Raw genomic sequence first — 18,412 nt, 5'->3', positions numbered from 1 at the left:
CGCTCGACCGGGCACCCCCAAGATCGATTAGGACTGACCAGTGGCACGCGTCAAGAGGGCCGTCAACGCTCAGAAGAAGCGCCGTTCCATCCTCGAGGCCTCGAAGGGCTACCGCGGGCAGCGCTCGCGCCTGTACCGCAAGGCCAAGGAACAGCAGCTGCACTCGCTCACCTACGCCTACCGGGACCGCCGTGCCCGCAAGGGTGATTTCCGCAAGCTGTGGATCGCCCGCATCAACGCCGCGGCCCGCGCCAACGACATCACCTACAACCGCTTTGTGCAGGGCCTGAAGGCCGCCGGTGTGGAGGTCGATCGTAAGAACCTCGCCGAGCTGGCCGTTTCCGACCCGCAGGCGTTCGCCGGCCTGGTCGCCGTCGCCAAGGCCGCGCTGCCCGAGGATGTCAACGCTCCGGCTGCCTGAGTCGTATTCCGGATCGGTCCATAGGTCCGCCCGGTGTGGAAGGCCCCCTCCCGCTGGAGGGGGCCTTCCGGCTGTCCGGGGGCGTCGCGCGATTCGGCCTATCGGCGCCGCCGATGCGCGCGAACGTGACCGGGTGAACCTGTCACGATCATGCCTTCGGACCCCGGGGCGGTTCTGCGTTTGCCAGGGCGCGTTCGAGCAAGTCGCCCAGGTGCCGGATATCGGCGTCGGCGAGTCCGTCGAACAGATCCGCCGCGCTGCGGCCGAAAGCGGGTACGAGGGCGGGTATCGATCGCTGCCCCGAGTCGGTGAGTTCGAGGATCACGGCCCGGCGGTCGGTGGTGTCACGGTGGCGCCGCAGCATCCCCTTTGTCTCGAGCCGGTCGATGAGCCGCGTCGTTCCGGCGGTGTCGGTGCTCAGCATCGTCGCCAACCGCTTCGGGCTCGTCTCGCCGTTGGCGACGTTGATCAGCAAGGCTGCCTGCTGGGCTGTCACCTCGTGGGAAGCGAGCTGGCGGTCGAGCAGCCTCGTCAGTATTCGCGCCGTGTCGTGCAGCAGGGAAGCGGTGCGTAGGGCGCTGGCGTTCTCCATATGCGGATTTTAACTGTAAAGACAGTAGTTGTCGCGACAGTTGATTGCAGGTTCGGCTCGGCCGGAGCGAACGCCGACGGCAACACCCGCCGATTCGGGGCATGCGCCGGTCGGAAGCATTGATAACGTAGCGGCTCGGCGTCACGTTACCGAGGAGTCCTCATGAGCCGTACGGTGCTGAATGCCATTGCCGCAGGGGCGGTTTCCCTTGTGATCGGCCTACAACCGGCATCGGCCGCCGCGTCAGGGGTACCGATGGTGCCCGGCGCGCCGACCGAGCGGATCGAGACGACGACGGCACCGTTCGATCCGATCTGCCCGCTGTGCTTCGTTCGCGAATTCCTCGAGAGTCTCTCCTAGTTCAGGTTCCGGGGGGCCGGCTCTCGATATCGAACTCGGCGGCCCAGGCGTCGGCCCAGGCGGCGAGCGGCCGGAGATGCTCGAGGAGCCGCTCTCCCGGGTCGGTGAGCGCATAGCCGGATTCGGCCCGCTCGACCAGGTGGGTTTCGCTGAGTTCGCGGAGCCGGCGGGTCAGCAAGCTGGAAGACATATCGTCGCACCGTGTGCGCAGTTCGCGGAAGGTCGGGGGATGCGGGGCCCGGTGCAGCTCCCAGAGGATGCGCAGCGACCAACGGCGGCCGACAAGGTCCAGCAGCGCCATAACCGGCCGGCCGGTGGACGATCCGCGGACGGATCGCCCGGGCTCGGGGGTCGCGGACACCTGGATCCGCCGCTACTCGGACCGCGCGGGCAGCGGCGAGTGTTCGAGTAGCGCACGCATTGCGGCCATCGCTGTACGCAGGGCCGCATACGGCCGGAGGAACAGCGTGATGTGGACGAGGTGGCCAGTCGAATCGCGCTCCTCATGGAGGACGCCCTCGACTTCGCCGCCGCCGATATGTGCGGCGAAGCGGTGGAACACGTCCGAGTTCTCGGACCGTTCTCGGATGGGGCCGGGCTCCTCCACGACCTCGCCGATCAGCCCGAGTATGTGTAGTGCCGCGTCCCGCCCGCGATAGTCCGTGACCGGACTGGAGAACACCACATCGTCGGAGACCGCCGCCGCCAAGGCTCCGATGTCTCCGGTCCGCCATGCGGTGAGAACCGGGGAAGTGATCATGCCTCTAAAATAGAGGCACCCGGCCGCCGCCGGCAACCTGCCGGATCGGCTCCGCTGTGGCACATCGACTACGAGGCAATCGAGCGCCGGGCCGATGCGACGGCAACATATGCGGGTTTCCGGTCCGTTTCATCCCCGGGACGGCGGTGAGGTCGAGGCGTGCGAGCCGGTCGTGGTCGGAGAGGATGTCGATGGCGGTGATGCGGTTGTCGAATCCGCCGAAAGGATCGCGGCAGTCGCCACCTGGCGTGACGCCCCCTATTTCGCCGAGCCCGAACGGGCCGCACTGGCCTTGGTCGACGCCGTCCTGCAACCGGTTACACATGGTGAGCGAATACCTGTTTCGGTCCGATAATCCGCACCCACTCGGATACGTGCGTGCTGTACGGCGACACCGAACCGCCGGTCCTGCCGACGCTGATCCAGGCGGACGGTAGCCGACTTCGTGCCGCAATGAAGAGGGCGACGATCGGTGTGCGCTCGCCGCGGCGACGGCACCGATACGATGCCTCCCCGAGGTTCCTGTGGGCGAGGGACTATGGGAAGTTCGACAACTATCTCCCGAGGAGACATGCAGAATCTCTACGTGGTGAGCCACCCGCACGCAGAACACACCGAAGCCGACCTGGTCGGCGGCTGGTACGACTCTCACCTGACAGCGCTCGGCCGACGCGATGCACACCTGATCGCCGAGGAGCTCCGGCACCGCCGCGACACACTGCGGCCGATCCGCATCACAACCTCCGACCTGACCAGATGCGTCGAAACTGCCGGAATTCTCGCCACAGCCCTCGAGGCTCCGGTCGCCACGGATCCGCGTCTGCGCGAGATCAGCTTCGGCGATGCCGAGGGCCGGTCGAACGAGTGGCTCGCGCAGCGGCAGATCCCCGCACCGGACCACGACCGGCTCGACCACCGCGGTCCCGTTCCCGGTGCCGAGACCCGGCGCGAGGTCGCCACCCGAGTCGGAGCTTGCACACAGGAGCTGATGATCGACACCGGCTACGACCATGTCGTGATCACCCACGGATACGCACTGACATTCGTCATCACCGGCTGGATGCGGATGCCCGTCGACGCGGTCGGATTCGCCTCGTTCGCGACAACGCCGGGCGCGATCACTCAACTATGCCTCGACGACTATTGGCACAACCGCACGCTGCTCAGCCTTGCCGACACTGCCCACTTGAACACCGATAGGATTCGACCGATCACCGAGCAGGCACCGTGAACGACGTCGATTCGCACCGGCGGTTCCGTGCCGCGTCGGTGGTCTCGATCGGAGCGGTGGATCGGCGCGGTTCCGGGCACCGGCACCCTCTACGATCGCTGGGTGCCCGACCGACATGAACCTGTGGACATCCGGAACCCTCGTGTAGTCGCTGCCGCCAAACTCCACCGGGGTGCGGCGCGGAAGCGGGCCGGGCGTTTTCTGGCCGAAGGCGCCAATTCGGTCGGTGCCGCCCTCGAATCCGGCCGGGTCCGCGAGCTCTTCTACTCCGCCGAGGGCGCTGTCCGGGAGCATGCGCTGATCGCGGGGGCCGAGGCCGACGGCGTGCGCACCACGCTGGTGGCCGACCGGGCCGCGCAGGCGCTGGGGGAGACGGTCACGCCGCCCGGGCTGGTGGCGGTCTGCGATCTGGTCGATGTGCCGCTGGACCGCGCGGTGCCGGCCGGTGATTCTACGGTGGAGATCCCGCGCATCCTCGCCGTACCGGTCGCGATCGCCGACCCCGGCAACGCGGGCACTCTCATCCGGGTCGCCGACGCGGTGGGTGTGGACGCGGTGGTGCTGGCCGGGGACAGCGTGGATCCGCACAACGGCAAATGCGTGCGCTCCTGCGCCGGCAGTCTCTTCCACGTGCCGATCGTTCGCGAACGCGATACCGCGGTGGTACTGGATCGCATCGAAGCCGCCGGGATCGCCACGATGGCGACTGCCGCCGACGGGGAGGTCGATCTCGACGACGCCGACGAACTGTTCACCCGGCCGGTCGCCTGGTTGTTCGGAAACGAAGCCCACGGCCTGGACCCGGAGGTCGCGCGACGGGCGCGTCACCGTATCCGGATCCCGATCCGGGGGGGAGCCGAAAGCCTCAACCTGGCCACGGCGGCGGCGATCTGTCTCTACGCGAACTCGCGGACCCGGTTCGGCCGCGGCTGATCGAAAGGTCGCGGCCGTGGGCGGGTTGGGTTCACATGCCGTGCTCGTGCAGATCGGTGAGGATGTCCTGGGCCCAGTCGGCTGTGATCGCCTCCGGGCCCGTCACCCGAAGTGCGGCCATCACGGTGAGCAACATGCCGGTCGAGAGGAATTTCCGGGTCTCGGCGACCGAGGCGCCGGTGAGTTCCCGCAGGAGCCGGTAGATGCGGCCGTATCTATCGCGGACGACCGGCCCGATCTCGGGGTCGCCCGCCGCCGCGAACGCGTGCAGTAGTACTTGCAGAAGGTTGCGCTCGGCCAGGAACCGATCGTATGCCTCCGACAGTGCGTCGAGAGAAGCGTCGGGACCGGCGCCGGTCGCGGCCTCGGTGAAAACAGCCTCGATGCGATCGCAGACCTGTGCGACCGCGGCGAGGAAGAGTCGCTGTTTGGAGCCGAAGAGGCGGATGACGTAGGGCTGGGAGACTCCGGCCCGGCGGGCGATCTCGTCGGTGCGGGTGGCGGTGTAGCCGGTCTCCGCGAAAGCGGATACCGCTGCGGCCAGCACCTGCGCTCCGCGCTCGTGGGCGGTCATCCTCGTCCTGCTCGATTCCGGCATGGTCCTCCTTGTCGATCCGGGTGACTCTTGACATGTTATCAGTCGATGCATACCGTGAGCTCCAGTCTAGTTATCAGTCGATTACAACAAGGATTGGATATGACCGAGATACTGAGCCCACCAGCTACCCCCGGAAGTCCCGTCGCGCCCGATGTATCGGTACGGCGACCACTGGCGGCCGTGCTCGCCGCCGTCGGCATCCCGATGTTCATGGTCACGCTGGACAATCTCGTGGTCACCAACGCCCTTCCGGTGATCCGCACCGAACTGGGCGCCTCCCTCGGCGACCTCCAATGGTTCGTCAACGCCTACACGTTGTCGTTCGCGGCCCTGCTGCTCACGGCGTCCGCGCTCGGTGATCGCCTGGGCCGCCGCCGTGTCTTTCTGGCGGGTATCGCGGTATTCACGCTCGCCTCGGCGGCCTGCGCCCTCGCGACCGATCCCGGGACGCTGGTCGCTGCCCGGGTGGTGCAGGGTTTCGGTGGGGCCGCGGTGATGCCGCTGTCGCTGACCTTGCTCTCGGACGCGGTACCCGAACGGTTGCGCAGCGCCGCCATCGGAATCTGGGGCGGGATCGCGGGCCTGGGAGTAGCGGCCGGTCCGCTGCTCGGCGGAGCCGTGGTCGATGGGCTGAGCTGGCAGTGGATCTTCTGGGTCAATGTGCCGATCGGAGTGCTGGTCCTGCCGCTGGTGGTCTGGACACTGCGCGACTCACGCGGGAGCGGCGGACGGCTCGACCCGATCGGTCTGGTGCTGGCCTCGGCCGGAGTGCTGGCCGTCGTCTGGGGGATCGTGCACGGGGCCGACGACGGCTGGAGTTCGCCCGGTGTACTCGCTTCGCTGCTCGGCGGCGCGGTCCTGCTGGGCGCGCTCATAGTCTGGGAGCGCCGGGCCGCCGCCCCCATGCTCGCGCCGCGACTGTTCCGGATCCGGGCCTTCAGCGTGGCGAATATGGTGGCCTTCGCCTTCTCCATCGGGGTGTTCGGGTCGATCTTCCTGCTCGCCCAGTTCTTCCAGGTGGTGCAGGGATACACCCCCCTCGAATCCGGTATCCGGACCATGCCGTGGACCATGGCGCCGATGGTGGTGGCCCCACTCGCCGGACTGGTGATCGACCGGATCGGCGCCCGGATACTGCTGGTGACCGGGCAGGCGCTCCTGGCGGTGGCGCTGGCCTGGATGGCCGCGACCACCTCGGTGGACCTCGCCTACGGCACCTTTGTGGCGCCGTTGCTGCTCGCCGGCGTCGGGATGGGGTTGACCTTCGCGCCCCTGGCGACAGTGGTGATGGGCGCCGTCCCGGAGTCGGATCGCTCCATGGCCTCGGGCACCAACAACACGGTGCGGGAAGTCGGCGTGGCCATGGGTATCGCGGTCCTCGCCTCGGTGTTCGCCTCGCACGGCGCGTACACCGACCCACAGAGCTATGTGGACGGACTGGTGCCGGCGGTATGGGTCGGCGCCGCGGTCGTCGCCATCGGCGCGCTGGCCGCGGCTCTGCTGCCGGGCCGGACCGCCCCACAGCCGCCGGTGAGCCGATAGGCCGCGGCCCTGTCGCGCGGGCAGGCCGGACTTCGGGCGGATCGGTCGGCGGCGGACGTACCGGCGACTCGCCGATCAGCGTTCGCGGACCGAGACCAGCGCATCCTCGGAGCCGGTGGGAACGGGTCGGGGCACCGTCCGCTGCCGCCGGCTCGCGGTCGCGTACAGCACCACCAACAGCAGGCTGAACCACACGTAGCCGTTACCTATGACCTTCTGCCAGGCCGTCCACTCCAACTCCCGGCCGTCGTTCCCGGGCAGGTCGTTGTGTTCGGCCAGCACGAACACCACCACCGTGGCCGTCGCCGCGGCGTACCAGCCGCGCACCTCGGACCACGGCCGGGTGGTGGCGTAGCCGGCCATCGCCAGCAGCGCCGGTGCCACCCACACCCAGTGATGTGACCAGGAGATGGGTGAGACGAGCAGCGCGACCACCGCGTTGACGGCCAGTGCGATCATCGGCGGCGTTCCCGTCCGCCGGATGGCCGCCACCGCCACCGCCACGAGCGCGACCGCGGCGAGCAGCCACAGCGCGGTGGCCAGGGCGCCGGTGATCTCGAAGCGGGCCAGGACGGCCTGGATCGACTGGTTGGTCTGGAATTCCGACCCGCTCAGGCCGCCGACGTTACCGAATCCGCCGAACCAGTACCGCACCGACTCGTCGGGCATCACCGCGAAACCGATCGCGGTGGCGATCGCTCCACTGATCGCGGCCGTCGCGGCAGCCTTGTAGTCCTTGCGGATGAGGAAGAACAGAACGAATGCGGCGGGGGTCAGTTTGATCGCGGCGGCGATACCGAGTAGTACGCCGCGCGGCCAGCGCGGATTGCGGGTCAGGCAATCGGCTGCGACCAGGCCCATCAGGATCAGATTGACCTGGCCGAAATCCAGAGTCGACCAGATCGGCTCCAGCAGCAGCGACAGCGGGGTCGCGGTGGCGGTGACCAGCAGTGCGAGCCTGAGCTGGTCCTGGCGTGGCCAGACCTGCCTGGCCACCAGGTACAGCGTCATCGCCAGTGCGCCGATGGAGACCACCAGATACGTGATCACCGTCGCGGCCCACGGCAGTAGCGCGTAGATCCCGAGCGCCAACGCGGCGAACGGCGGATAGATGAAGGGAAGGCTGATATCGGCGGCCGTCTCCGGGAGATGGCCGTAGAGATCGCCGCCCGAGCGCCACTGCTCGACCCCGAGGCGATAGACCTCGAGGTCGATGTATTCGCCGCTGATGGCGCGGAACGGGTCGATCGGGTGCGACATACACACCCACGTCACGACCACCGCCAGAAGCGGCAGCAGCCAGACCGCCTGCCGGCGGGCACGTCCGGCGAGCGTCTCGGTGCGGGTCAAGGCGTTCGTCATCGGAGGGGACTTTACCGGTTGCGGGTGTCCGCGTACCGGGCAGTGATCGACGGGGGATATCGACGTGAGCCGGGTAGGGGCCATCGAATACGATTCCACCAGCAGCAATACGGGCGCCGGAGCCGAGCGCGCCTGTCCATCGATACCCAGGGGAGAGACGAGTAGACCGTGGCCGACGACACCGACGCAGGCGCAGCGACCGGCGGGCAGGAATCCGCGCTCACCGAAGAAGCCCTGGCCGCCGCGGCCGCGGCGGCGGAGAAAGCCTTTGCGGCCGCCGCCGATCTGGACGCGCTCGCCGCCGCGAAAACCGAGTACATGGGTGGCCGGTCACCGATCGCCCTGGCCCAGCGCTCACTGGGCGCCTTGCCCAAATCGGAGAAGGCCGACGCCGGTAAGCGGGTGAACAAAGCGCGGGCGCGGGTATCGGAGGCGTTCGAGGAACGGCAGCGGGTGTTGCTCGCCGAACGCGATGCCGCGGTACTGGTCGCCGAAGCGATCGATGTCACCCTCCCGGCCAACCGGGGACCGGTGGGTGCCCGGCATCCGATCACCGTTATCTCCGAGCAGGTCGCCGACGTGTTCGTCGGAATGGGCTGGGAGATCGCCGAGGGCCCGGAGGTGGAGACCGAGCATTTCAACTTCGACGCGCTCAACTTCCTGCCCGACCATCCCGCCCGCACCATGCAGGACACCTTCCATATCGCACCGGCCGGTTCGCGCCAGGTGCTGCGCACCCACACCTCCCCGGTGCAGGTGCGATCGATGCTGGAACGCGAACTGCCGATCTATGTGGTGTGCCCGGGCCGCACCTTCCGCACCGACGAACTCGATGCCACCCATACGCCGGTGTTCTCCCAGGTCGAGGGTTTGGCCATCGACAAGGGCCTGACCATGGCCCATCTGCGTGGCACCCTGGACGCTTTCGCCCGGGCCCTGTTCGGTCCCGACACCACCACCCGGATCCGGCCCAACTACTTTCCGTTCACCGAACCCTCGGCCGAGGTCGATGTGTGGTTCCCGGACAAGAAGGGCGGCGCCGGCTGGGTCGAATGGGGCGGCTGCGGCATGGTCAACCCGAAGGTGCTGATCGCCAGCGGTATCGACCCCGCCGAGTACAGCGGATTCGCCTTCGGGATGGGGCTGGAGCGGACCCTGCAGTTCCGCAACGGCATCCCCGATATGCGCGACATCGTCGAGGGCGATGTGCGGTTCACCCTGCCCTTCGGTATCCGGTCCTGAACTTCCGAGCGAGAGAGCGAACGTCACAGTGCGAGTAGCGCAGTCCTGGCTGACCGAAACGATCCGCCGCACCGTCCCCGGTTGGTCGGTGACGCCGGAAGAGCTCGATGCCGGATTCGTCCGGGTCGGGCTCGAAGTCGAAGAGGTCGACACCCTCGAACGGGTCGGCGGAGATATCGAACATCCGCTGGTGGTCGGGCGGGTCGCCGAGATCACCGAACTCACCGAGTTCAAGAAACCCATCCGGTTCTGCAAAGTCGATATCGGCGCGGAACAACTCCAGGAGATCGTCTGCGGCGCATCCAATTTCGCCGTCGGCGATCTGGTTGTCGTGGTGTTGCCGGGCGGTGTACTGCCGGGCGGTTTCACCATCTCCTCCCGAAAAACCTACGGGCACGTCTCCCACGGCATGATCTGCTCGGTCGCCGAACTCGGTATCGGCAAGGATCATTCGGGCATCCTCGTGCTGGAACCCGGTACGGCCGAACCCGGTACCGATGCCAACGAACTTCTCGGCCTCGGCGATACCGTCATCGAACTGAACATCACCCCCGACCGCGGCTACTGCTTCTCGGTCCGCGGCCTGGCCCGCGAACTGGCCTGCAGCTTCGATCTCGAATACGCGGACCCGGCCGTCCGCACCCTGGGTGACGGGGACGAGGCATGGCCGATCCGGGTGGAACCGGAAACGCAGTGCACGCGGTTCGGCGCCCGCCGGGTGACCGGTATCGATCCGCGCGCGGTGAGCCCGTGGTGGTTGCAGCGCCGGTTGCTGCTCTCGGGTGTGCGGCCGATCTCCCCGGCCGTCGACGTCACCAACTATGTGATGCTGGAACTCGGTCAGCCGCTGCACGCCTTCGACGCCGCGAAACTCAGCGGTGGCCTGGTGGTACGTCATGCGCGCGCCGGTGAGACCCTGCGCACCCTCGACGATGTCGAACGTGAACTCGACGTCGAGGATGTGGTGATCGCCGACGACACCGGGGCCGTCTCGCTCGCCGGTGTGATGGGTGGCGCGTCCACCGAGGTGGGCCCGGAATCGACCGATATCGTCCTCGAGGCCGCGACCTGGGATCCGCTGTTCATCTACCGCACCGCCCGCCGGCACAAGCTGGTGTCGGAAGCGAGTAAACGCTACGAGCGAGTGGTGGATCCCGAACTCGACCTGGCCGCGCTGGACCGGGCCGCCACGCTACTCGCCGAAATCGCCGGGGGCATGGTGGAACCTGCCCTCACCGATATACGGCTGCCGCTGTCTCCGCCGGAACCGATTCGCATGGATATCGATCTGCCCGACCGCGTGGCCGGTGTGCAGTACGCCCCCGGTACCTCCGCGCGCCGTCTCACTCAGATCGGCTGCCATGTCGAGGTCGCGGTAGACGAGACCAGCGGCCACGGTCAGTTGGTGGTCACCCCGGCGAGCTGGCGGCCCGACCTCGCGCAGCCCGCCGATCTGGTGGAAGAGGTGCTGCGGCTGGAGGGCCTGGAGCGGATCCCGCTGGTACTGCCGCAGGCGCCGGCCGGGCGCGGACTGACCGCGGTGCAGCGCCGTCGCCGGGCAGTGAGCCGGGCGCTGGCCTTCGCCGGCTGCGTCGAGGTGCTGCCACCGGTATTCCTGCCCGCGGAGGTTTTCGACACCTGGGGGCTGGACGACGACGACCCCCGACGCGCCACCACCCGCGTGCTGAACCCGCTCGATATCGAACGCGCCGAACTCGCCACCACACTGCTGCCGGGTCTGCTGGAGGTCGCGGTCCGCAATATCTCGCGCGGCGCCCGCGATCTATCGCTCTACGGCATCGCCCAGGTGGTGTTGCCCGGGCCGGATACCAAACCGGTGGAACCCCTGCCGGTGGACCGTCGCCCGACCGACGCGGAGGTCGGTGAACTGCTGGCCTCGCTGCCGGATCAGCCGCAGCATGTCGCGGTGGTGCTCACCGGACGCCGGGAACCGCGCGGTCCGTGGGGCCCGGGCCGGGCGGTCGAGGCCGCCGACGCGTTCGCGCTCGCCGATGTGATCGCTGAGGCCGCCGGGATCGAACTCCGACGCCGGCCCGGCAAACAGTTGCCGTGGCATCCGGGGCGATGCGCTGAGCTGACGGTGGACGGCATCGTGGTCGGTTATGCCGGTGAACTGCATCCCGGGGTGCTGGAACGGTCCGGTCTGCCGCCGCGCACCTGCGCTCTGGAACTCGACCTGGACGCTCTGCCGCTGCGCGATTCCCGGCCTGCCCCGGCCATCTCGCCGTTCCCGGCCGTCCTCCAGGATGTTTCGGTGAGCGTCGCCACCGAGATCCCCGCGGGTGCCGTGGAAACGGCGCTGCGATCCGGCGGTGGCGAACTGCTCGAGGATATCGCGCTGTTCGACGTGTACGCGGGCGCGCAGGCCGGGGCGGGGCGTAAATCGCTCACCTACGCGCTGCGGTTCCGGGCCGCCGACCGCACCCTCACCGAGGATGAGGCCAGCGCGGCCCGTGACGCCGCCGTGGCCGCTGCCTCGGATGCGGTGGGCGCGGTGATCCGTTCCTAGGCAACGCGTTCTCGGACGACGTCGTCCGGTCCGTCCGAACGGACGGGCCGGACGTCGTAGGCTGGTCGTATGAGTGAACCGAGCGCAGGCGATCCGGGCGCGCTCGCCGCGCGGTTGGCGGCCCTGCCCGACGAGCAGTTGCTGGCCGTTCTCGTCGTGGCCACTGCGGGCCGCGACGAGCTGACCCCCCTCTACGAAGCCGCCACCCGGTTGCTGTCGGAAACCGGGCAGAGCGGTCCGGTCGCCGATGTGATTCCGGGCACCCCGGGTGCGCCCGGCTATGGGTCCGCGCCCGATATCACTTCGTCTTCGCAGGTCGGCGAGGATATCGGTGCGGTGGCCGGGCAGGTCGCGGGAGTCGCCGGTGCGGTCGGGGGCTACTCCCGCTCCGGGGTACCGACGTTCGGGTCCGTCCGCGATAAGGTCGAGCGGCGTATCGGCACCGCGTTCGGCGCCCGGGCACTCGATCGGCAGAGCCCGGCCGGCCGCGGCGCCGACGAACAGTGGGAAGCGCGTGAACAGGCCGCGCGGGAACGCCTGGCCCAGATTCGCACCTCCCTGCACGACGGCGAGGGCGAAGGGTCCTGATTCCCGCCCGGCCCGCGCCGGAGCGACAGGGAACCGACCCGATGAGGCGATACCTCCGCCTTCGCTGCGGCCTCCGCCGACCGTATGAAGCTGCTCCGAAGGAGAATCTGTGATCGAGGCCGATATCGCACGCGTGCTCGCCGACCGGCTGCTCGACGCGCAGGTGCAATGGCTGCTCGACGAAGTGAGTGGTGACCGGTTCGCCGAAGTCGTCGCCCGTGATGTGGCCACCGTGCTCGACGTCGCGGGCACGGTGAACGCGGGCGGGGTGGTCGAGGTCGAACACCTCGAGCAGACCGTGGCGACCCTTGTCGACAAGGTCGGTGGAAGTGCGGTGCTGGCCGATACCGTGGGCTTGTTCGCCGACGCCGTCTACGACAGTATCGCCGCCAACGAGGACCACACCCTGGGCGAACTCGTCGAACGCGAACCGGTCGAGGCGCTGCTGCAGAAGATCGTGGATATGCACCGGACTCAGGAACGGGTCCTGGAACGTCTGACCGACAGCCCGCTGGTCGCCACCGTCGCCTCGAAGTTCGTCGACAAACTCGTCGGGGACTTCGTGGAGGTCAACCGGCAACGTGCCGAGAAGATCCCCGGTATGGGCACGCTGATGTCGATCGGTCAGTCCGCCGCCGACCGTGCTCGCAAGGTCGCCGAGTCCAACACCCTTCTGGGTGATATCGCCGGCAAGGGTGCCGTGTACGCGCTCAAACGCACCAACAACGCGATCCGCGAAATGCTGCGCGACGCCCCGGTGCACGACGCGACCATGGAGTTCTGGGATCTGCACGCCGACGAACCGATCAGCGGCCTGCGGGAGTACCTCACCAAACAAGACCTCAACGAGCTCGTCCTGCTCTGCTATCGGATCGCGGTGACCACCCGGGAGAAGGAGTACTTCGGTCTGCTGGTGGCCGAATGTGTGCAGGTGTTCCATGAGAGGTACCGCGACCACACGCTCGCCGCGCTGCTGGTCGAACTCGGACTGACCGGTGAGGACATCGTCACCGAGATCCTGCGCTACGGCCCGGCGGTGGTGGAGGCCGCCAAACGGGACGGGGTGCTGGCCCGGCTTATCCGGGAACGGCTGGAGCCGTTCTACTACTCGGATGAAGTCCTGAAGATTCTGACCCCGGCCGGGTAGAGCCAAGTAGAGCCACGGGCCGGATCAGGGACTCCAGCCACCTGCGCCGTCCAGCCCGGAGTCACGCAGGATGAGCGCGAGGGTCTCCGGGTCCACGGGGCGCTCGGGTGGATCGTCGGGCTCGGCGGCATTGGCTCGGGCGAGCGGCAGGAGTTCGTCGTAACCGTCCTCGCCCGGCTGCAATTCCTCGTACCCGCGGTAGTGGATACCGTCCTCGGTCCGGCCACGCAGCGGGAGTCGGATGGTGACGCCGTCCGGCGCGAGCACCGGCGGGCTGGTGTCGTCAGAGTACGCGGTCAAAGTAGGCCTTCAATCGGTGGGCGAGGACTCTGTCACCCAGGGTGAACGTCTCCAGTTTAGAGGTGCCGCCGTGCACCCAGGCGGTGAAGGCTTCGGCGAAGGCTTCCGCCGGCTTGTTGTAGTAGCTGTTCCACCCGCCGCGCCCGTCCAGCGCCTGGAGCATATCCGCGTGCAGGCTGCTCCACTCGGGGCCGGCACTCAGCCATCGTCCACCTGTTCCGTAGGCGGCGTCGGTGGCATGCCCGAACTCGTGCCATACGACATTCGCGCTACCCGAATCGCCACCGGTATTGATGATGATCCGCCGGGGCCCACCCATGTACACACCTTGTACGTTGTTCCAGCTTGTACCCGGTTTCCGGCCGAACGGGGTGTGGCCGCGCAGACTGTCGGAACCGGGCATGTCCAGCAGCGGCCGGTTACCGATCACGATTCCGCCGCCGGGAACCGCGTTCATATGTTCGCTCACCCGCTGGTAGATATGGCTGTGAATGTGGGTGAGTGCGGCGAGTGCCTCCTTTACCCCCTCCGTCTCGGGCGATGAATCCATGATGTCGACGAACGGCCCGCCCTCCGGCGGCGGGAACGCGACGGTGAAGTCGTATCCGCCGCCCAGGTCGACGTGGTCGCCCGGATGCAATGTCATCTGCGTACCGGGCGCGATCGTCGTTTCGTTGATCCGAGTGCCGTTGGTGGAGCTCTCGTCCCGGATCCAGACCCGCCCGGAGGGGTGGACCCCGACTTCTGCGTGGTGCCAAGAGACCCGATCGCCGGTCGGCAGGGCGGGGTTGCTCCGTCCGAGGACCATCGGCTCCCCGCCGCGCGGAAGCTCGAACGACCGATCCCCGTGCGAACTGTTGAGTTTCACTGTCGTGTTCTTCGGCGTGACCGAGGTTTCGCCGTTCGCGTACTGGGCGCCGCCCACCCAATCCCCGAACCGGACGGAATCGCCCGGGCGCAAGGGCACCGGTGGCGCATCCGGGTCGACCTTCAGACCGTTGACATAGGTTCCCTGTTCGGAATGGTTGTCCCGCACCATCAGGTTCCCGTAGGCGTCCCGGAAGATCGTCGCGTGCTGTGGGGATACCGAGTGGTTCGTGCGAAGCTGATCCGCCAACGGCGAGGCCGGATCACGACCGATGAGTATTTCCTCACCGCGGCGCAGGTACAGCGGATCCAGGTTCCGGTTATCGGACAGGCGCAGGGAGAGCGGCCGCTCCTCGCCCACCTCGAGCCGAGATCGGCGTCCATCGATCGACAGTGTGTCCTCGGGCCCGATATACCGCTTCTCCCCGGCCTCGAGCGCCCGGCCGTTCACCTGGGTGGCCGGACGCAGTTCCGGTTCCGGATCACGAACCCACACCCGGCCGTCCGGGTCGCGGCCGATGAAGACCTCGCGAACGCCCGTCCTGATATTTTGCACCGCATTGCTGGGACGGTTCGATTCGCCGACCATATACCGGACCTGGACGGGCGCTTCCTGTCCCGGATCCAGCCGGATCGGCGGCAACCGGAGTTCCGGCGCGAAATGCACGACCGCGGGCGGATGTACCGGTGTGCCACCCAGATGCGCGGGTGCGACGAAAGTGTTGCCGAGCCCGACCCGATCGCCTTCGTTCAGCGTCACCCGCTGATTCGGGGCGATCCGGTCGCCGTTGACCCAGACCCCGCCGGATCCGGGGTGGTCCCGGATCCACACGCGGCCCTCGTAGCCCATACCCAATGTCGCATGCTGTTCGGAGACTCCCGGATGCCTGCTCAGCTGTCGCGCGAACGGCGAACTCTGGTCGGTCCCCAGCAGTACCGACCGCCCGGGCTGCAACTGCATGGGTATCGCATCCGGTCCGTTGCCGAAACGCATCTGTATCGGCGGCGCTTCGATGCTGCCGTCGGCCGGTAGGAACTGTGCTTCACCGCGGGCCAGCCCGAATCGCAGCGAGTCGCCCGGGCGCAACGTGCGCTGCTCACCCGGGCCGAGCGGTTCGTCGTTGACCTTGGTGCCGTTCGTGGAACCGTCGTCCTGGATCCACACCCGGCCGTCGTCGTCCATGCCGACCACGACGTGATCCTTCGACATGGTGAGGAGGTCGGCGTTGTTCGGTCGTTGTACGAAGTCCCGACCGATCCCCATGCTCTGCCCGCGGTGCAATCGCAGCGGTGGTGCGTCGTTGCCGAACAGCCGGACGTCCGCCACCTGACGACGGAAGTCGAGGCCGAGGTCGAAATCGCGGCTCAGCATGAGTTGCTGACCGTCGTAGACACGTACCCACTCGCCGCCGCTCAGCTGTTTGCCGTCGACGAATGTCCCGTTCCGCGAATTGTCGTCGCGGAGGAAGACGTGGCCGGCATCGTCGACTCTGAGGGTGGCATGCCGGCGTGACACGAACTCGCTCGTCATACCGTGCAGGAGTGCGTCTCTACCGCTGCCCAGGACGTATTCGTTGCCCGGCATCAGTCTCAGCGGCAGGTCGTTGCCGCCGCGCGGTGTGAACACGACATCGACGTGACCGCTGTCCGGGTGGCGGAAGAACTGGGTCTGACCCGGCGGCGGCGCCGCGGCGAGGTCGTAGGCGTCGCGATCGGTCGGTCGGTTGTCGGGCGCGGTCCGCGAGAGCGGTCGAGTCGGGGGGCCGTCGTAGGACTCTTCTCGCGGAACAGGCGCTCCGTCCGCGGGCTGTCCATCCGCAGTGGTACGGACATCGACAGTCCTGGGTGGCAGGACGGATTCGGATCGGCTGTCGCGTCTTCCCGGGGCGTGGTCCTCCGCCGCGTCGACCCGGGGTATCGACCGATCCTGCCGCGCGGGTGGCCGGACCTGTGCGCGCTGGTCGCCGGATTCGGCCCGGTTGTCCCGTGGCGGAACGCGATCCGGTCCCGTCCGGCGATCGCCGGGAATCTGGTGCTGCGTGTCCACTGTCGTCCTGCGGGGCTGCCCGGGGATATCGCCGGGACCGTGCGGTGGTGGAACGACGCCTCTCGACTCGGTGGAAGACGGTGGCGGGGCCGCTTCGGCCATTCCGTCCAGCCGCTGGATGACCCCCTCATGCCATTCGTTGCGTCCGAGTGCGGAGAACACCGGCTGTAGTTCGTCGACGCGCTGCCGTATTTCCGATACCTCGGCGCGGGAGAAATCGTGCTCCTTCCACTGCACGGTGCCTTCCGCGGGGCCGTGGTCCAGGAATTGTTTCGCGAAAGCGCCGATCCGGCCGTCCGGTTCGAACGCCAGACTGTGGTCGATGCCCCAGACATCGCCCGTCGGATCGACCATCCAGTTCTCGGCGTTGCGATCGGGGACGTCGATCACGGCATCGAGCACCCCGAGCCGGCTCGCCGAAGGTGTGCCGTGGAAGCGGTTTTCGGGTGTCCAGTCCCTCGGGTATGCGTCGTGCGCATTCTTGCCGGGGACCACCTCCATGTAGACGTGCCGCCCGTCGATGTGTACTGCCGGTACCCGGGCGCCGACAGCGTCGCCGACGACCGAGGCGAGGAACTCCGCGTGCGCGTGTCGCGGGTCGGATACGACCTTGTGCACTATCTGGCTGCCGTCCGGGAAGGTCAGCAGTTCCGCGGTCCGCGCGGAATTGTCCAGGGTGCTCTGCCGGGCCAGCGGTTCCGCTCCCGGGGGTTCACCCGCGAGCAGTCGGTCGACGCGGCTGCCGAAGTCCAGTTGCCGCCGGGCGATCGGCGCAAGCTCGGTATTGCCCCGTACGCCGCCGACACCCGCTCGGTGTACGCGCAGCGCGCTGCCCGCCGCGCCGACGAAACCGCTGCCGAAGCCGACCACCGCGGATTCACGCACCATTTTGAACATATCGCCGAAACTGTGGATGTTCTCGTAATGGATGATCAGCGAGGGGATCGCGCCGGCGATACCACCGGTGACCCCACCGGCACCGCCGATCAACATGGTCCCGCCGATATGCGCGGTGAACCGGCCCATAACGCCGGTGGCCCGACCGCCCAGGCGTCCGAGAACGCGGGGGGCGACCCGCCGCCCGACTTCCGCACCGACCACACCACCGACGATCCCGCCCGCCACCATCTCACCCAGCGAGCCCATATCGAATTCGTCGCGGACCCCGGTCTCGAGATCCCAGACCTGGGCACCGACACTGATCGCGACGCTGGTGAGGGCGCCGATCTTCGCGGCGTGGACGGCGCCGTGCAGGGCAGCCCGGCGCGCCGTCCCGGCTGCCGCCCTGGTGGCTACCGTGGTCACCAATCTGGTCACCGCGGCGCGCATCGCCTGTTCGGCGGCCAACCTGTCGGCCAGTGCTTTGAATCCGCCGCCGTAGAGGAAGAGCAGCGCGTCGTAGGCGAGCTGGACGCCGAGGACTATTCCGGTGACGATCAGCAGGTGCTGTGTCTGTTCGGTGAGGTCGGCGACATCGTGGCACTGCCGGCCCATGTCCTCACACACCGCGGCCTGGTTGCGCATCGCGGCGACCACTGTGCGATTTCGTTCGGAAAGGCCCGAGCGGGTAGCCCCCTGTAACGCCTCCTCGGCGTCTTTACCGTCCACTTCGTACTGGTCGGCGGCCGTATGAAGCCCTCGACCGGTCTCGATATAGAGGTCCCCGCGGGCGCGCATTCGTGGCACGTCCTGCTCGGGCCAGTGTCCGATGACCAGGTCGCGTGCGGCGCCTGGAACCTCGGCCAGGAGTGCGCTGGCGTTCATCCCGGTCGGCCTCCCGGAATCTTTCTGCCCTGATCAGGCGCCCTCATTCGCCCGATGCGAACTCGATACTCGCACAGTTGGCGGCGCTATGTCCGGTTCGGGTAGTTCCAGGAGTTTGCTGCGGGCAG

At 67.9% G+C, this 18,412-nt stretch carries 17 protein-coding genes; 10 read left to right on the top strand and 7 right to left on the bottom strand.

The window, feature by feature from the left end; genetic code table 11:
* Positions 1-40: 40 nt before the first annotated feature.
* Positions 41-421: a 50S ribosomal protein L20 gene (rplT, locus tag OG405_RS16965; protein WP_058856755.1), complete on the top strand. Its 381-nt coding sequence runs from the start codon at positions 41-43 to the stop codon at positions 419-421.
* 148 nt (positions 422-569) lie between these two features.
* Here rplT and OG405_RS16960 read toward each other — a convergent pair whose 3' ends face one another.
* Entirely contained in the window at positions 570-1,013 is a 444-nt protein-coding gene (locus tag OG405_RS16960) for a MarR family winged helix-turn-helix transcriptional regulator (protein WP_327147460.1), read from the bottom strand.
* A 162-nt stretch (positions 1,014-1,175) separates the two neighbouring features.
* Between OG405_RS16960 and OG405_RS16955 the strand changes: the two genes are divergently transcribed.
* Positions 1,176-1,373: a hypothetical protein gene (locus tag OG405_RS16955; protein ID WP_327147459.1), complete on the top strand. Its 198-nt coding sequence runs from the start codon at positions 1,176-1,178 to the stop codon at positions 1,371-1,373.
* Between the two features lies 1 nt (position 1,374).
* Here OG405_RS16955 and OG405_RS16950 read toward each other — a convergent pair whose 3' ends face one another.
* The gene (locus OG405_RS16950; protein WP_327147458.1) at positions 1,375-1,734 is read right to left on the bottom strand and encodes a winged helix-turn-helix transcriptional regulator; all 360 of its coding nucleotides are present in this window, start codon (positions 1,732-1,734) and stop codon (positions 1,375-1,377) included.
* A 12-nt stretch (positions 1,735-1,746) separates the two neighbouring features.
* Positions 1,747-2,133 (bottom strand): nuclear transport factor 2 family protein, encoded by a 387-nt coding sequence (locus OG405_RS16945; protein WP_327147457.1) that lies wholly within the window; start codon positions 2,131-2,133, stop codon positions 1,747-1,749.
* A 94-nt stretch (positions 2,134-2,227) separates the two neighbouring features.
* On the opposite strand from OG405_RS16945, the gene OG405_RS16940 reads away from it, so the two are divergent.
* From OG405_RS16940 to OG405_RS16930, 3 genes are all read left to right on the top strand, one after another.
* Positions 2,228-2,488: a hypothetical protein gene (locus OG405_RS16940; RefSeq protein WP_327147456.1), complete on the top strand. Its 261-nt coding sequence runs from the start codon at positions 2,228-2,230 to the stop codon at positions 2,486-2,488.
* A gap of 216 nt (positions 2,489-2,704) precedes the next feature.
* Entirely contained in the window at positions 2,705-3,364 is a 660-nt protein-coding gene (locus OG405_RS16935) for a histidine phosphatase family protein (RefSeq protein ID WP_327147455.1), read from the top strand.
* 102 nt (positions 3,365-3,466) lie between these two features.
* Positions 3,467-4,297, top strand: a complete 831-nt coding sequence (locus tag OG405_RS16930) for a TrmH family RNA methyltransferase (protein WP_327147454.1) — start codon at positions 3,467-3,469, stop codon at positions 4,295-4,297.
* A gap of 31 nt (positions 4,298-4,328) precedes the next feature.
* On the opposite strand, the gene OG405_RS16925 is transcribed toward OG405_RS16930, so the two are convergent.
* A complete protein-coding gene (locus tag OG405_RS16925) occupies positions 4,329-4,871 on the bottom strand; it encodes a TetR/AcrR family transcriptional regulator (protein ID WP_327147453.1) in 543 nt (180 codons plus the stop codon).
* A 123-nt stretch (positions 4,872-4,994) separates the two neighbouring features.
* Here OG405_RS16925 and OG405_RS16920 point away from each other — a divergent pair, with 123 nt between their 5' ends.
* On the top strand, positions 4,995-6,437 hold the full coding sequence (locus OG405_RS16920) for an MFS transporter (RefSeq protein WP_327147452.1): 1,443 nt from the start codon (positions 4,995-4,997) through the stop codon (positions 6,435-6,437).
* A gap of 75 nt (positions 6,438-6,512) precedes the next feature.
* On the opposite strand, the gene OG405_RS16915 is transcribed toward OG405_RS16920, so the two are convergent.
* Positions 6,513-7,799 (bottom strand): glycosyltransferase 87 family protein, encoded by a 1,287-nt coding sequence (locus OG405_RS16915; RefSeq protein ID WP_327147451.1) that lies wholly within the window; start codon positions 7,797-7,799, stop codon positions 6,513-6,515.
* 168 nt (positions 7,800-7,967) lie between these two features.
* Between OG405_RS16915 and pheS the strand changes: the two genes are divergently transcribed.
* The 4 genes from pheS to OG405_RS16895 all read left to right on the top strand — a co-directional run bounded on the left by pheS (position 7,968) and on the right by OG405_RS16895 (position 13,306).
* Positions 7,968-9,041 (top strand): phenylalanine--tRNA ligase subunit alpha, encoded by a 1,074-nt coding sequence (pheS, locus tag OG405_RS16910; protein WP_327147450.1) that lies wholly within the window; start codon positions 7,968-7,970, stop codon positions 9,039-9,041.
* 28 nt (positions 9,042-9,069) lie between these two features.
* A complete protein-coding gene (pheT, locus tag OG405_RS16905) occupies positions 9,070-11,571 on the top strand; it encodes a phenylalanine--tRNA ligase subunit beta (RefSeq protein WP_327147449.1) in 2,502 nt (833 codons plus the stop codon).
* Between the two features lie 69 nt (positions 11,572-11,640).
* The gene (locus tag OG405_RS16900) at positions 11,641-12,159 is read left to right on the top strand and encodes a hypothetical protein (protein WP_327147448.1); all 519 of its coding nucleotides are present in this window, start codon (positions 11,641-11,643) and stop codon (positions 12,157-12,159) included.
* Positions 12,160-12,268: 109 nt separating this feature from the next.
* Positions 12,269-13,306, top strand: coding sequence for a hypothetical protein (locus OG405_RS16895; protein ID WP_327147447.1), 1,038 nt, complete (start codon positions 12,269-12,271; stop codon positions 13,304-13,306).
* Between the two features lie 24 nt (positions 13,307-13,330).
* Here the strand turns inward: OG405_RS16895 and OG405_RS16890 are convergent, their stop codons facing one another.
* On the bottom strand, positions 13,331-13,606 hold the full coding sequence (locus OG405_RS16890) for a hypothetical protein (RefSeq protein ID WP_327147446.1): 276 nt from the start codon (positions 13,604-13,606) through the stop codon (positions 13,331-13,333).
* Entirely contained in the window at positions 13,590-18,284 is a 4,695-nt protein-coding gene (locus tag OG405_RS16885) for an FHA domain-containing protein (protein WP_327147445.1), read from the bottom strand. Before OG405_RS16885 ends, OG405_RS16890 begins: the two co-directional genes overlap by 17 nt.
* Positions 18,285-18,412 lie beyond the last annotated feature (128 nt).

It is taken from the genome of Nocardia sp. NBC_01329, assembly GCF_035956715.1.
In the GTDB taxonomy this organism is placed as follows: Bacteria; Actinomycetota; Actinomycetes; order Mycobacteriales; family Mycobacteriaceae; genus Nocardia.
The sequence above is the reverse complement of the archived record's forward strand: the minus strand, read 5'-3'. Positions and strand labels throughout refer to the sequence as shown.